The organism is Bacteroides sp. 2_2_4 (assembly GCF_000157055.1).
Lineage (GTDB): Bacteria > Bacteroidota > Bacteroidia > Bacteroidales > Bacteroidaceae > Bacteroides > Bacteroides ovatus.
On the sequence record NZ_EQ973357.1, the window covers coordinates 178,108 to 193,959 of the forward strand.

Below are 15,852 nucleotides of genomic sequence, written 5' to 3' on the forward strand. Positions count from 1 at the left end.
TTATAATTTATAAAATTCATCCCAACCTTTACGCGGTGGAAGTCCCGCCAGCATTGCATTAGCAAATTCATTATTTGTAATCTGCTTCGTACGAGGGTCAAAGAACAACTGTGTATTAAGTCGTTGAGCCATCACACCCAGTGAGAATACCTGGCTCAACACACCATTGATTTCGAACGGCGAGCGTGTCTTTTCAATACCTTGACATGCCAGCAAGAAATTCTCGAAGTGATTGGAAGGACTTTTAGGAACCTCCGGCAACTTGTCTGCCATCTCTTTGGCTTTCTCTTCCGGAATAATAGACAAAGTGCTTCCATGACTACCACCCTTGAAGATCAAATCCTTAGTATAAATGATTTTTCCAGGATTCAACTTAGATTTCGGAGTATCTCCCTGATTAGTTACCGGGATGTTCGGATCTAATCCCGAAACTCCATAACCAGCAGGAATAGGAGGAAGATTATCCAGACCATCATACCAGGTAATATCTACCGGTGGCATTCCTTTACGTTGCGGGAAACGGAAGAGAATCGTGGAAGAATATGGGAAGAAATAATCATTATGTCCATTTGCGTATTGCATAGTGACTTCGTATGGCAATCCCAGTTCCAGGAATTCGTGAGCCGTGTCGAGGATATGTGCTCCCCAGTCGCCCAATGCACCCATACCAAAATCATACCAACAACGCCATTGTCCCAAATGATAATCTTTATTATACTCGTGATAAGGAGTAACTCCGAGCCAAGTGTCCCAGTCCAGATCTTTCGGCAGTTGCTGTCCCGAAGGAAGCTTATAGATATTAGTGTCCCACTTATGCCAACGGCGCGGGTTATTCATGTGGGCAGTGATAGCAGTAACGTCCTTGATAATTCCTGCATCCATCCAGGCTTTAAACTGAAAATAGTTTGCTTCAGAATGTCCCTGATTTCCTACTTGAGTAACCAGGTTCGGACGTTTAAGCGCAGCTTGCATCAACAGTTCCGCTTCATAGAAAGTACGTGCCAACGGTTTCTCCACATATACATGCTTTCCGGAAGCCAAAGCCAGCATACTGATCGGAAAATGCGAATGGTCAGGAGTAGCAATTGCTACAGCATCAAATTCGTTACCGGCCTTATCAAACATTTGGCGGAAATCCCTAAACTGCTTTGCTTTCGGATATTTAGCCATTATCTTTTGTGTATGTTTGGCACCCATATCTACATCACATAAAGCCACCACTTCCACCATACCTGTCCGTGCAAAGTCTTCAATAATCTGCTCTCCACGGTTACCAATGCCGATATAAGCAATTTTCACTTTGTCACCTCTTCCTTTTTTAGGTGAAGCGGTTTGCGCATGTAATAAATCACCGGTTCCTAATGCCAATCCGGCTGAAGCCATCGACATCGTTTTCAAAAAATCCCTTCGTGTTACCATAAATTATTCATTTTCATTGATATTGATTAAGTTCTTCTTTTAAAATTATATAGGAAAACTATCAACTCCTGCCCTTCTTTTTAAATAGTGCTTGCATTCCATAAAATAAAAGGCGCAAAATCCCCCAACAAGCATAAAGCACAAAAGTAAATATAATTATATAAAAAATAGACGTTATCATCTCCGTAAATGGCGCATGATAAGCAATAATTGCATAAAGATGTATCAAATTAGATACTACGAAACAAACGAGTAAAGTGATTAACTCAATTTTCTTACGTCGTGCGGTTACAATCGTGTCTTTCATATTGCTTCGGGTGTTTTTACAGATTGATGGTTCAGATAGTCTATTTTATACTCATCAGGGAAATAGAGTGTCCGTTCTTCTTCCAATGCCTGATGTCCCAACAAACAGAGCATACTTGCATAATACCCTTCTTCTGCGATGTTTTTAGGTTGTTTTTGTGTTATGACGGCCTCAACAAAAGCTTCCAACAACAATGATGTACCATCGCTCTTGGGACGTTCTCCGATAATGAATTCTCCTTTGTTTTCGTTTGCTGTTTCCGGCGCCCAGCTTGTTCCGGCAAAAGGCAGAGAGTCAAACACTTTGTTTTCCCAGTCATTCACCATTTGCAGGAAGGCCGGTGCAGGAGCTACACTTTCAAAGTAATATTTTCCCTTTTCCGGTTCTACCGTTCCAAGATTACCCATGATCTGTTCTTCCAGTCCATAGAATTTATTGGAAATGACAGAGTCAAATGTCATCTTTACCCCATCATCAAACACATATACACAGCTCACATTGTCATACACATCTCTGCCGTCTTTCCAATAAGTGATGGCACCGTGTCCCATCACCTTTTCGGGTATCTTACGCAAAGCCCAGCTTCCGATCTGAAGTTGATGGCAAGCGAGTTCCGTCATCAGTCCTTTTGAGAACTCTTTGTAAAGACGCCAATTTATCAGGCGTTCCAAATTGGGTGAAGGTACCGAACGTCTCCAATCCCCATTCCGATTCCAGAAAGTACGGATGGCATTTATTTCACCAAAGGTACCTGCATGAATCATCTCCATTGCTTTAATGTAACGAGGATCGAACAGACGCTGTTGTCCTGTGAAGAAAATCTTTCCCGTGCTACGATGCTTCTGATACATACGGTAACACTCTTCCATCGTGAAACCTATTGACTTCTCACAGAACACATGCTTTCCTGCGTCGAAAGCATCCAAGACGATTTTACAATGCGAACTAAGAGGGGTAGCTACGAGTATGGCATCTATCGACTTATCTTCCAGCACTTCTCGGTAGTCACCATACACTTTGGCATTAGGCACAAGTTCCAATGCGCTCTCGATAGACGGTTTATAAATGTCGCACAATGCTACGATCTCGACTTTGGGGTTCTTAGCCAGAAATCCCATTAAAAAACGTCCCCGGGAACCAGGACCGATTATTGCCAGACGGCACTTTTCGTTTGAGGTGTTCGTCACCTCCGAAAAAGCAGAAAGCCAAGGGCTTGCAGCAAGAAGAGTGCCAGCCCCGGCTATGCCTAAATTCTTTAGAAAATCCCGCCTGCTAATAGGGGTATGTTTCATGCTTGTGGTATTTAAGATTATAATTGGTTTATTTGAAAATCAGTTATTAAATACAGGTGCTTTTTGTGTTTCGTAAGAAGGAGATCCTCCCTCTACGTAAGGCCAACCTTCATGGTCCCACTTGATCTGGTCCAACAACAGAATACGTCCGTTCTCCGGAGTTGATCTTGAAAATCCATGATACAGAAGCCAGTCTTGTCCGGCATCATCCCGGATAATCTGCGAACCGTGCCCATTGCCTACAAAATGATCATTCGCACCTATCACCAAAGAATAACCATTTTTCAACATCGGTTTACCAGTCTTGTCTTTGTACGGGCCCCATACTTTCTTGGAACGTCCCACTACGACTTTATATGTACTTTTCACTCCTTGACAACAACTTCCTATGGAGGCAAACATATAATAATAATCGTCGTGCTTATGGATATAAACAGCTTCAAAAGCAGTTCCCGCTATTCTCTTTTTTTTCGCTCCCGGCATGATCGACAACCCATCCGCAGTCAGTTCAATAACATATATTCCCCGGAAGCTGCCCCATACCAAATAGTTTCTCCCCTCATACTGCAGGAGACTAGGATCGATCGAGTTCTGTACACCAATCTCATTGCTACGGAGCATCTTACCATGATCCGTAAAAGGTCCCTGCGGAGAGTTGGCCGTAGCTACCCCTATTCCACACGTTTGTTCTCCTCCCCACACTGACATTGCATAATAAAGCACATATTTACCGTTAATATAATTAATGTCAGGTGCCCAGATTCCAGCTTTAGGTTCAAATCTGGGACGAGTTTTATTCGTGAATGCAGTGTTGCAATACGTCCATTCCACCAAATCTTTCGACTTCATGATCGGAACGTTTCTGGTAGATTCGGTAGCATACACATAAAAATAACCATCTGCAGCTTTAATCACCGTAGGATCGGGCATGGCAATATCTACAACCGGATTCTTATAACTCACTGCAGACTTTGTCTGTGCTCTCCCCTGCGAAAGACAAGCACCTATCATGAATACGAAAACGAACAAATTTACATACTTTTTCATCAAATCATTCTTTTAAAAGCTCCTTTTTACCTTATCTTTATAGCTATAAATTAATATTAACTTACAAAATCCTTTGGAAGCACTCCAAATTGCTTCTGGAAACACTTGGCAAAATAAGACGGAGAATTAAACCCTACCATATAGCAAATCTCATTTACCCGGTTTTCTCCTTCTTTCAATAATTGAGCAGCCTTCTTCAAACGTTCCAGTCGAAGATATTCATTCGGACTCAAATCCAAGACTCCCTTTATCTTCCGATAGAAATTAGAACGGCTCATATTCAGGCTATCCGCCATATCATCCATGCTAAATTCCGGATTACTATAATTCACCTGGATAACCTCATTCAACTTCTTTATAAAATCTTCGTCAGCTTTTGTCAACGCCATCGTATTGGCTGCCACAAAAGGAGACTGTGCAAAAGCCTTGCGCAGTTTCTCCCTATTCTGAATAAGGCTGGAAGCACAAGCCTGTAAATATTCCACAGAAAAAGGTTTCTCCAGATAAGCATCTGCTCCCAGTTCCATTCCCTCTATCTTAGACTGGATATTCGTCTTCGCAGTCAACAAAATAACGGGAATATGGCTATAATTCAAATCTGACTTGATCGTCTTACACAATTCAAAACCATCCATCACAGGCATCACAACATCACTAACCACCAAGTTCACATAATTACCATCCAACACTTGCAACGCTTCCGCACCATTAGTGGCAGTCAATACAGTATATTCTTTCGATAGCTGACGCACTACAAAGGCAAGCATATCCGGATTATCTTCTACAACCAGCACTGTAGGCCGATTATCTTTCTTTTCCGTCTCTCCAACAGGAATTTCATTCATCCTGTCTATTTCAACTTCCGGTTCCGGTGTTAAGGTTATTGTCATATCCTGAACGATCGGCAAAGTCAGACAGAAGGTATTATTTTCTTCCCCTGCTCCCATAGCCAGGGTTCCTTGATGCAGTTCTGCCAATGAACGGGAAAGAGCTAAGCCGATTCCTGTTCCAGTGGTCACTTTTCCGTCTTCTTTTTCATTGAAACGAACGAAAGGTTTAAATATCTCCTCCTTCATCTCATTGGGAATAATCACCCCATCATTCTCTGTACGAATACGGAATGAATTATTATCATCCGCTTCCGGCACTTCCAAAGATATGTGTACGTAGCTTTCAGCATACTTCACCCCATTGTTCAACAAATTACTGATAATCTTCGTAAACGCCTCCCGGTTCACATGTGCATAAAAGTCCTTTTCAGGCACTTGCAAGGTGAATTCCAAACCTTTTTGTTTGGCAAGGGAAGTGAAACGTACATGAGTCTCCTTCAAGACCTCCGTTACATTACATTTCGCAAAATTCAAACGGAATCCCTGACTTTCCGTTTTACGGAAGTCAAGTAACTGGTTAGTCAGGTTCAACAATCGTTCCGTATTCTGTTTCATTACGTTCAGGTCTTCCCGTGTTTCCGCATCAACCTGTTTCTTCAATATAATGTTTTCCAACGGACCTTTAATCAATGTCAACGGCGTACGTATTTCATGGGCCACATTGGTAAAGAAATCAATCTTTGCATGGTAAACTTCACGTTCTTTCTCCTGCTCGAATTTTTCCATCTGCCTGCGGTGTTTGTTGTTACTACGCCTCTTGAAATACATAACTGTATATAAAGAACAGCCAATAATCAGCAAAACATACACACAATACGCCCATATAGAAAGATAGAAAGGAGGAAGAATATGCACTTCCAATATCACTTCATCGTCACTCCATACTCCATCACTATTGGCAACTTTCACCCGGAAGGTATAATCACCATATCGAAGATTGGAGTAGGTAACAATAGGGCTTTCACCAACTGTCAACCAGTCTGTATCAAAGCCTTCCAACTTATACATAATCCGACTTGTCTTAGGAGCCTGAAAATCCAGCGCAGCTACACGGAAAGAGAAAGAATTCTGATTAGACTGGAGAACAAGCTGGTCAGAGAAAGTGATACTCTTTTCCAACGGAGAGCCCGGTTCACCAGCATATACTTCCTTTCCAAACAGAAAGAAATCAGTAATTACAATAGACGGGAGAAACTTGTTCTCCGAGAAATTCTTGGGATTAAAAGCGATAAATCCATCGATACTACCCAAATAAATCGTACCATCCTCGGCCTCAAAACTCGAACGATAATTAAACTGGTCGCCCAACAATCCATTGGAAGTGGTATATACTTTCATCACTCCGGTTGTGGGCTGGAAGCAGACCAAACCGTTGTTGGTTGTCAACCACAAAAGACCGTCCTTGTCTTCTACAATCTGATATACGACATCATTCGGCAAACCAGCAGATAAATTATAGTTGGCAAATGTCTCCGTATCCGGCTGAAAACGACAGAATCCTCCTCCTTGGGTAGTCAGCCAGATTTGCCGGTGAGAATCTTCAAAGATGCTCAAGACCTTGTCATACGGAAGGCTCTTCGGATTATTTTCATCGTGCAAATAATTCTTCCATTTCTTTTCACTCACATTGTAGCAATAGGCTCCATTAGCATAAGTTGCCAACCATAGATTTCCTCCGGAGTCCTCCTTTATGTCATACACAAACCGACCGTTCAGTTCCGGTATCCGGTCGAAATCATCAGACTGTTTATTATATCGGAGCAAGCCGAACAAAGTTCCCAAGTAAATATCACCAGTCGTTGTGCAGCAAATAGAGAAAACACTATTATCTATCAATGAACGGGGAGAATCCGTTTTCTGATAGGTTTTCACGATAGCTCCCGTACGCGTATCTACTACTTTCACTCCTTTTGAAAAGGTTCCTACCCAAAGATGATCTCCAATTAAACATAAACCATGCACATTGGTAAAAGCACTACTGGGCGTAAAGAAGGAGAATGTTTTGGTCTTGGGGTTGAAACGATTCAGACCACCGTCCTCCGTACCAATCCACAAAATACCTTGATTATCCTGACAGAACTCACGTACTCGTTTCCCACGCAAACCATTATCAGTCCCTTTGGGATAATATTTCTCGAAATACGTATAAAAACGAGGATAGTAATTCACACCGCCAAAATAAGAGCCAATCCAGATGCCACCCTCGCGATCCTTACACAATGAATAAATAGCATTGTCGGATAAAGAATAAGGGTCGTTGATCGAACTGCGCAAATGAACATACTTACCCATTCGGAGATTATAAATATAGAGTCCCGATTCTGCACCAATCCACAATTCATTGTCAGAAGCAACCAGCAGTTCACGACAAAAAACAGACTCTCCACTTTCATCTTTAGAGAGTAAATCATGCAGTTTGTTAGAGGTCAGGTTCAGTTCTTTCACTCCTCCTTTTAAAGAGCCTATATATAGACAATTATATGCTCCTTTCACCAGGCCTATCACGACATCATTCTCATAAGTTTTTTGATCGTCTACAGGTGATACATAAGGATGAAGGGTTTGCAAACGGTCTTTCGAATAAAAAAGTCCATCGCCATAGCAGCCAATCCAAAGGGTTCCGCTATTATCGAAAACAAAAGACTGGACATTGGTGGAGATAAAAGAAAAGTTCTTCAATGTGTGGTTCTGGAGTATTCCTTCCTCCAGATCATAACAAAATAGCCCCTGCGACTCTACCGCTACCCAGACACATCCTTTGTTGTCTCCGGAGATTGCAGTTACGGTATGCTCTATTTTCGTGTTTTCTGCGCTCAATTCAGCAAAATGCCGGAAAGAATCTTTTTCCGGATTATAGATATAAAGTCCTACATCCGTACCTACCCAGATATTTCCTTTTGCATCCTCATAAAGAGCTGTGATAAAATTATTACCAATGCTCCGCCGTGTGCGGTCATCATGTTTGAATTTGCGGAATGACAAACCGTCATATCTATTCAAACCATCTTTTGTGCCGAACCACATAAAGCCCTGCTTATCCTGCAAAATCGCATTGACCGTATTTTGAGATAACCCGTTCTGTACACTAAGATTTTTGAAATAATAATGCTCGTCCGCCATTTGCGCATGGCAGCCGATCTGATAGCCGATTAAACAGATTAAAAATATGAGAACTTTCTTCATAAACATACGTGTTTTCTATCCTTCCGTTTGAGTTACCAAATGTAGGCAAAATCACAGCGGAAAGATAGTAAATATGTCTCAATGAATGAAAGAATAGTCCTATTTTTCTATTCTGATACGCGCGTCAACTGCTACAACGGCCTTTTGCGTTGCCAAGAGCGGATTTATATCCATTTCTTTGATCTCTGTAGCGAAACGTAGCAAAGTGGACAAACGGACAATAATTTCAGCAAATTTATCTTCGTTGACTCCCTTTTGCCCACGTGTTCCCTGAATGATTTTATAAGCACGCAAAGAATGAATCATTGAATAAGCTTCTTCGTAAGAAAGCGGAGCCAAACCGGAAGATACATCTTTCAGCACCTCCACAAAAATACCTCCCAAACCACAAAGTACCACGTGGCCGAACTTCTCTTCATATTTTGCGCCAACAAACAGTTCCGTACCTTTCAGCATCGGCTGTACCATAATTGCTCTTGCATCAGGTATCTGCATCATACGATCAAATTCCAGTGCCAGATGTTGCTCACTTTTAATGTTCAGAACGACACCGCCGACATCTGATTTGTGCACAGGACCAACAACCTTGGCAACTACCGGAAATCCGCACCGACGGGCAAAAGCTACTATCTCCTCTTTATTGTCGGAAACAAATTCATCTACCAACGGAATACCGGCAGCGTGCAACAATGCCTGTACATAATTGGGAGCGATATAACCATCCTCCGGAATAGAATCAATAATACGACGAATCCTCGGAACGTCCACTCCGAACAGTTCTATTTCAGGAACTGCCGGTTTAGGAGCATTGACGATACGTGAAAGGGCAGTACCCAAGGTCACTTCGTCTGCAAAATTCACATGCCCTTTTGCCAGGAAGGCGGAAACCTCTGCTCCGGCTGTATTAATGGAAGGAAGAATGGGAAAAATCGGTTTCTTGCAAGTCTGCATCTTTTCGTGAAGCACATCATACATTTCAAACATAGTAACCAATCCCGGAGTTCCGAAGATGGCCATCATGGCGTCTATATTGTCAAGCTTTTCCTCGCAGTAGTCAATGCAAAGGCGCAGATGTTCCGGTGTTCCGGTAGCCAGAATATCAATAGGATTTCCGACGGCAGCACCGGGGAATAGTTGGGCTTTTAGTTCCTCGGCTACTTCTCCCTCCAGCTTAGGCACATTCAGTCCGCCTTTACTCAACGCATCTGTCAGCATCACTCCCGGCCCTCCGGCATGAGTGATAATGGCAAAATTCTTTCCTTTCAATTCGGGTAAAGTAAACACGCAACCCACAGTAGTCAATTCTTCACGAGAGAAGCAACGCACAATGCCTGCTTTACGGAACAAAGCCTCTACTGCCGAATCGGAACTGGCGATTGCTCCTGTATGGGAAGATGCCGCCCGGCTTCCGCTCTCCGAACTTCCGGCTTTGATTGCCGCAATCTTGCACCCTTTTCTAATCAAAGACGAAGCATGGAATAACAACCTGTCCGGATTCTGAATACTTTCAATATAGAGTAGTTTCAGATGAGAATCTTTTTCGGGATCGAAGTTCTCATCCATAAATTGCAATACATCTTCTACACCGATCTGCTTGGCGTTTCCCACCGACCAGACTGAATTGAACTGCAAACCTTTTGTTACGGCACTTTCGAGAATAAATACCGCCGTAGCACCGGAGCTGGAAATCAAGTCCACCCCTTTGGGGTTTAAGTTAGGAATCGGCTGGCTGAATACACTATGATGCCATGTATTCATCAATCCAATGCAATTAGGACCAATCAGTGAAGCGCCGTATTTATTAACTGTTTCCAAAATACATTCTTCCAACAGCGCCCCTTCGTGGGTTTCTTCACCAAAACCTGCCGAGAGTATGATAAATGCCCTGGTTTGTTTCTTGCTAGCCAATGTTTCCACCATATCAGGACACATCAAGGCAGGCACAGCCAACACCGCCAGATCTGTGTCCGGCAGATCGTTCACATCCGCAAAGGCAGGAACTCCCTGCACTTCCTTTTCCTTCGGATTCACCGCCCGAAGTTCTCCCCGATAACCTCCGTTTATCAAATTCTTTAATATTGCGCCACCCGGCTTATGCACATTATTCGATGCCCCTACTACGACAATACTTTCAGGACGAAGCAACTGGGTTGTTATCATATCATGCTTTGGTTTTCGTTTAACTTAGGTACAAATATATTCTTTCTTACGAGAAAAAAGAAAGAAAAAGGGGAGAAATATAGATGGAAATAGATGATAAAAGAGGAAATGAGCAAGAAATTATATAGATTATACTGACTTATTGAAATGCAAAGCTATAATCTTACCATGTAATTCTTATCATTAGAACAGAATATCACTTTATGCAGAAAAAATGGACATAAAACTCATACAGAATCAAAAATATACAAGATGAGTCCGGAGTATATTGGAAAACTTGAAGGATAAGCAAGTCGCATAATCCATATTCACACAAAACAGACTTTAAATCATTCGATTCAACATCAAAAAGGCAAAATTCCTAATTTCAGGAGCAGATTATTGCAAATATAAGTTCAAATAGAAACAACTCACATGTTACCTATTCGACAGCAACCAGCACAAAACAAGTATTCTAAATACCCTTTTGTCCTTTCGTTTAAAAGCAAGGAAGCACTTCTCACTGACCAATAAACCGTTTCTTTAAAAGGAACGAAGTCTTCCTTTAAAAGAAATGATTCATGATTCTATCAACAATCATGAATATTCACTCATTTGTATTCAAGAAAGATGACTTATTCCGCATATTCATACAGTATTTTATACGTCACTTCTTTTATTAGAATACAGTTTAGATACTCCTAATCTGTTTCAATCTTAAAAATAGAACATAATAGAAAATATAAAAATACCCCGATACAAATTGGCTATTTTCTAGCCAACTTATATCAGGGTAAAACACTTTCTTTTTACCTGTTTTTTATTACGAAACGTTCCTGTTTCATTCTGTGACCACTTTTCAATGAAATAATCTGTGTTAATCCGTGTAATCTGTGGTGAAAAGTCACTATCTTTGCACATTGCAAAGTTGAAAACAACAAAAATCACACTATATAATGGAAAAGAAATTCAAAAGAACCACCGTCACATCGGCACTGCCGTATGCGAACGGTCCTGTCCATATCGGTCACTTGGCTGGTGTATACGTACCGGCAGATATTTATGTGCGTTATCTGCGTCTGAAAAAAGAAGATGTATTATTCATCGGAGGTTCGGACGAACACGGGGTACCTATCACGATTCGTGCCAAGAAAGAAGGAATTACTCCGCAGGATGTAGTAGACCGTTATCATTCGCTGATAAAAAAATCATTCGAAGAATTCGGTATCTCATTCGACGTGTATAGCCGCACCACTTCGCCGACGCATCACCAATTGGCTTCGGATTTCTTCAAAACATTGTACGATAAAGGCGAATTCATCGAGAAAACGTCTGAACAATATTACGACGAGGAAGCAAAAACATTCCTTGCCGACCGTTATATCACTGGAGAATGTCCCCACTGCCATTCCGAAGGTGCTTACGGCGACCAATGCGAAAAATGCGGAACCTCACTTTCTCCTACGGATCTTATCAACCCGAAAAGTGCTATCAGCGGCAGCAAACCGGTGATGAAAGAAACCAAACACTGGTATCTTCCTCTCGACAAGCACGAAGGATGGCTGCGCAAATGGATTCTGGAAGATCACAAAGAATGGCGTCCCAACGTATACGGCCAATGCAAAAGCTGGCTCGACATGGGACTGCAACCACGTGCCGTGAGCCGTGATCTCGACTGGGGTATCCCTGTTCCCGTAGAAGGAGCAGAAGGAAAAGTGCTTTATGTATGGTTTGACGCACCTATCGGCTACATATCCAACACCAAAGAACTTCTCCCCGACAGCTGGGAAACATGGTGGAAAGATCCTGAAACCCGCCTGATCCATTTCATCGGGAAAGACAACATCGTGTTCCACTGCATCGTATTCCCCGCCATGCTGAAAGCAGAAGGCAGCTATATCCTGCCGGACAACGTGCCGAGCAACGAATTCCTCAATCTCGAAGGAGACAAAATCTCCACTTCCCGCAACTGGGCTGTATGGTTGCACGAATACCTGGCGGACTTCCCCGGCAAACAGGACGTACTCCGCTACGTACTGACCGCCAACGCACCGGAAACGAAAGACAACGACTTCACCTGGAAAGACTTCCAGGCACGCAATAATAACGAACTGGTAGCCGTATACGGTAACTTCGTGAACCGTGCAATGGTATTGACTCAAAAATACTTCGACGGGCGCGTACCTGCACAAGGTGAACTGACCGACTACGACAAGGAAACGCTGAAAGAATTTGCAGACGTAAAAGCAGAAGTGGAAAAACTGCTCGACGTATTCAAATTCCGCGACGCACAGAAAGAAGCCATGAACTTGGCACGTATCGGCAACAAATACCTGGCCGACACTGAACCGTGGAAACTGGCAAAAACAGATATGGAGCGTGTAGGTACCATCCTCAACATCTCCCTGCAACTGGTTGCCAACCTTGCCATCGCTTTCGATCCGTTCCTGCCGTTCAGCTCGGAAAAACTCCGCAAAATGCTGAACATGAATACTTTCGAATGGTCTGAACTGGGACGTGACAACCTTCTGCCTGTAGGTCACCAATTGAACAAACCGGAATTATTGTTCGAAAAGATTGAGGACGCTACTATCGAAGCACAAGTACAAAAATTGCTCGATACAAAGAAAGCAAACGAAGAAGCCAACTACAAGGCTAATCCTATCCGCCCGAACATCGAATTCGACGACTTCACGAAACTGGATATCCGTGTAGGTACCATTCTTGAATGTCAGAAAGTGCCGAAAGCGGATAAATTGCTTCAATTCAAAATCGACGACGGACTGGAAACACGTACTATCGTATCGGGTATTGCCAAGCATTATCAACCGGAAGAACTGGTAGGCAAACAGGTTTGCTTCATCGCCAACCTTGCTCCACGCAAACTGAAAGGCATCGTCAGCGAAGGCATGATTCTAAGTGCCGAAAACAACGACGGCAGTCTGGCAGTTATCATGCCGGGACGTGAGGTGAAGCCGGGTAGCGAAGTAAAATAATAAAACTTAAATAGGGAATACATGAAAAGCTATCATTGCGCATAGCCTTTTCATGTATTCTTTGCAAATAACATGAGCGAGAATCAGTCACTAAAAGAAAAGACAGCCAAAGGACTATTTTGGGGAGGATTCAGCAACGGCATACAGCAGTTGTTAAACCTGCTTTTCGGAATATTCCTCGCACGGTTGCTCACTCCGGCAGACTATGGAATGGTGGGAATGTTGGCTATCTTCTCCCTCATTGCCAGTTCGATACAGGAGAGCGGTTTCACAGCCGCCCTTGTCAACAAGAAGGAAGTGACACATAACGATTACAATGCTGTCTTCTGGTTCAATGCAGCCATCAGCTTATCCTTGTATCTGCTGTTATTCCTGTGCGCACCGCTCATTGCCGATTTTTACCATACTCCCGAACTGACACCGCTGGCACGTTATTCCTTCATCGGATTCTTCATAGCCAGCCTGGGAATATCCCACAGTGCCTATCTTCTGCGAAACCTGATGGTGAAACAGCGGGCCCTGTCTTCCGTTATCGGGCTTACCGTATCCGGAATCACCGGAGTCACTCTTGCCTACTTCGGTTTCTCTTACTGGGGTATTGCCACGCAAAGCATCGTTTATGTAGCCGTCAACACAGCCTGTTACTGGCATTTTACCCGTTGGCGACCGAGCTTGCAATTCAATTTCACCCCGATTAAGGAAATGTTCGGATTCAGCGGAAAGCTATTGGTAACCAATGTATTCAATCACATCAACAACAACCTGTTCTCTGTGATACTGGGTAAGTTCTACACCGAAAAGGAAGTAGGATATTACAACCAGGCCAATAAATGGTGCGGCATGGGACAGCTCTTTATATCCGGCATGATAAACGGAGTGGCGCAACCGGTACTCACCAAAGTGTCGGACGACCTTGAACGGCAAAAACGGGTATTCCGCAAAATGCTGCGTTTCACCGCTTTCATCTCGTTTCCCGCCATGCTCGGACTGGGAATCGTATCAGAAGAACTGATTACCATCACCATCACCGACAAGTGGTATTCCAGCATATCCATCATGCAGATTCTGTGTATCAGCGGAGCCTTCACTCCCATCGCATACCTCTATCAGCAACTCATCATCAGCAAAGGAAAATCCCGCATCTATATGTGGAACACCATAGCGCTCGGCATTATTCTACTGTCAGGCGTTCTGTTAGTCCATTCACACGGGATCTATGCCATGCTCGCCGTCTATGTATCCACCAATATACTGTGGCTACTGACGTGGCACTACTTCGTATGGCAAGAAATCGGACTAAAGCTGCGCCATGCACTGATAGACATACTTCCATACGCTGTCATTGCCGCCACCGTTATGGTAATCACCTATTATTCCACCCGCTCCATCGAGAATATCTATCTCCGCCTGGCAAGCAAGATAGTGCTCGCAGCAGCACTCTACGTAGCCGCCATGTGGGGCAGCCGTTCGGTCACCTTTAAAGAAAGCATCCAGTATTTCATCAAAAAGAAGACACATGAACCCCAATGATCTTGCCACCAAATACCGCCTTCTGAATAATTCTTTCAAAAAGACGATGATCTATCACATAGGTATAGACGCCGGATTCTTTACCGAATATACCTATATGCTCCATGCAATGCTCTATTGCCTGCAACACAAAATACAGTTCAAGCTCTACTCCGACGACGCCAACTTCGGATGGGAAAAAGGTTGGGAAGATTGTTTCGCCCCCTTCTGCGAGCAAGTGCACGAACCGTTTCATCACACTTATAACACCCATCGCCTCCCCTCCTGGCAGGCATTGATGAAAGACAAAAAGCTGCCTAAGACGAAGTTACTGAAATGGAAACTGAAAGTAACCTGTAAGAACATCATCGGAAAAGCCCTTGCTTTCTTCACGTATGGCAAACCGGTCCGACTCAACTTTCAAGTGACGTTCAACCCCAACCAGCATTTCCATATCCCCGAACTGGGAATAGACGGTGACTACCTCCACACCTTCCAAAAGCTGACGGAAATCACCTGGAAACTCAACGACACCACCGCACAGGAATGTCTCCAATTTGCCGCCAGCCTGCAACTTCCGCCTCAATACGCAGGATGCCAAATACGCGGAGGAGACAAGATCACCGAAACCAACCTGCTTCCACCGGAACATTACATACGCCTCATCAAAGAAAAAACAGCCATCCGCGACGTCTTTGTATTGACCGACGACTACCGCCTCTTCGAGCAATTGCAAACCCTTGCCCCGGACATACACTGGTACACCCTTTGCAGCCCCGACGAAAAAGGATATGTCAACAGCGCTTTCACACAGACCACCAAAGAACTGAAACAGAAGCAAATGGCACGTTTCCTCTGCTCGATACAGCTATTGATGGATGCTTCCGTCTTTATAGGAAGTATCACCACCGGTCCCAGCCTGTTCCTGTTGAAGAAGTTCTATCCGGAGATCAATCCGGCAGACTGTCTGCTCAAGGACTTTCCGCAAGCATCCGTTCTCCCCATTCCGGGACGCGGGCGAGTGGCCACCGAATTTATGCAAGGAAACTTAAAGTTATAGTAACTTAGCA

General features: G+C 43.5%; 9 protein-coding genes. 3 read left to right on the forward strand and 6 right to left on the reverse strand.

Annotated elements, in window-relative coordinates:
* The 6 genes from BSCG_RS20705 to BSCG_RS20680 form a co-directional block, all read right to left on the reverse strand.
* Entirely contained in the window at nt 1-1,419 is a 1,419-nt protein-coding gene (locus BSCG_RS20705) for a Gfo/Idh/MocA family oxidoreductase (protein WP_004296582.1), read from the reverse strand.
* A gap of 61 nt (nt 1,420-1,480) precedes the next feature.
* Nucleotides 1,481-1,726 (reverse strand): hypothetical protein, encoded by a 246-nt coding sequence (locus BSCG_RS30415; protein ID WP_004296583.1) that lies wholly within the window; start codon nt 1,724-1,726, stop codon nt 1,481-1,483.
* On the reverse strand, nt 1,723-3,018 hold the full coding sequence (locus tag BSCG_RS20695; RefSeq protein WP_008775226.1) for a Gfo/Idh/MocA family oxidoreductase: 1,296 nt from the start codon (nt 3,016-3,018) through the stop codon (nt 1,723-1,725). Before BSCG_RS20695 ends, BSCG_RS30415 begins: the two co-directional genes overlap by 4 nt.
* Before the next feature lie 39 nt (nt 3,019-3,057).
* Nucleotides 3,058-4,065 carry a family 43 glycosylhydrolase gene (locus tag BSCG_RS20690; protein WP_008775227.1) on the reverse strand — a complete coding sequence of 336 codons (1,008 nt, stop codon included), beginning with the start codon at nt 4,063-4,065 and terminating at the stop codon, nt 3,058-3,060.
* 56 nt (nt 4,066-4,121) lie between these two features.
* On the reverse strand, nt 4,122-8,138 hold the full coding sequence (locus BSCG_RS20685) for a hybrid sensor histidine kinase/response regulator transcription factor (protein WP_008775228.1): 4,017 nt from the start codon (nt 8,136-8,138) through the stop codon (nt 4,122-4,124).
* Between the two features lie 99 nt (nt 8,139-8,237).
* Entirely contained in the window at nt 8,238-10,298 is a 2,061-nt protein-coding gene (locus tag BSCG_RS20680) for an acetate--CoA ligase family protein (protein WP_008775229.1), read from the reverse strand.
* Between the two features lie 935 nt (nt 10,299-11,233).
* Between BSCG_RS20680 and metG the strand changes: the two genes are divergently transcribed.
* The 3 genes from metG (at nt 11,234) to BSCG_RS20665 (ending at nt 15,842) form a co-directional block, all read left to right on the forward strand.
* Nucleotides 11,234-13,273, forward strand: a complete 2,040-nt coding sequence (gene metG, locus BSCG_RS20675; protein WP_004317103.1) for a methionine--tRNA ligase — start codon at nt 11,234-11,236, stop codon at nt 13,271-13,273.
* Nucleotides 13,274-13,345: 72 nt separating this feature from the next.
* The gene (locus BSCG_RS20670; protein ID WP_008775231.1) at nt 13,346-14,803 is read left to right on the forward strand and encodes a lipopolysaccharide biosynthesis protein; all 1,458 of its coding nucleotides are present in this window, start codon (nt 13,346-13,348) and stop codon (nt 14,801-14,803) included.
* A complete protein-coding gene (locus tag BSCG_RS20665) occupies nt 14,790-15,842 on the forward strand; it encodes a hypothetical protein (protein ID WP_008775232.1) in 1,053 nt (350 codons plus the stop codon). Before BSCG_RS20670 ends, BSCG_RS20665 begins: the two co-directional genes overlap by 14 nt.
* The last annotated feature ends 10 nt before the right edge of the window (nt 15,843-15,852 follow it).

Coding starts and splice junctions, on each gene's coding strand:
- BSCG_RS20705 (WP_004296582.1), bottom strand. CDS start 1,419: ATGGTAACACGAAGGGATTTTTTGAAAACGATGTCGATGGCTTCAGCC.
- BSCG_RS20695 (WP_008775226.1), bottom strand. CDS start 3,018: ATGAAACATACCCCTATTAGCAGGCGGGATTTTCTAAAGAATTTAGGC.
- BSCG_RS20690 (WP_008775227.1), bottom strand. CDS start 4,065: ATGAAAAAGTATGTAAATTTGTTCGTTTTCGTATTCATGATAGGTGCT.
- BSCG_RS20685 (WP_008775228.1), bottom strand. CDS start 8,138: ATGAAGAAAGTTCTCATATTTTTAATCTGTTTAATCGGCTATCAGATC.
- BSCG_RS20665 (WP_008775232.1), top strand. CDS start 14,790: ATGAACCCCAATGATCTTGCCACCAAATACCGCCTTCTGAATAATTCT.
- BSCG_RS20670 (WP_008775231.1), top strand. CDS start 13,346: ATGAGCGAGAATCAGTCACTAAAAGAAAAGACAGCCAAAGGACTATTT.
- BSCG_RS30415 (WP_004296583.1), bottom strand. CDS start 1,726: ATGAAAGACACGATTGTAACCGCACGACGTAAGAAAATTGAGTTAATC.
- BSCG_RS20680 (WP_008775229.1), bottom strand. CDS start 10,298: ATGATAACAACCCAGTTGCTTCGTCCTGAAAGTATTGTCGTAGTAGGG.
- metG (WP_004317103.1), top strand. CDS start 11,234: ATGGAAAAGAAATTCAAAAGAACCACCGTCACATCGGCACTGCCGTAT.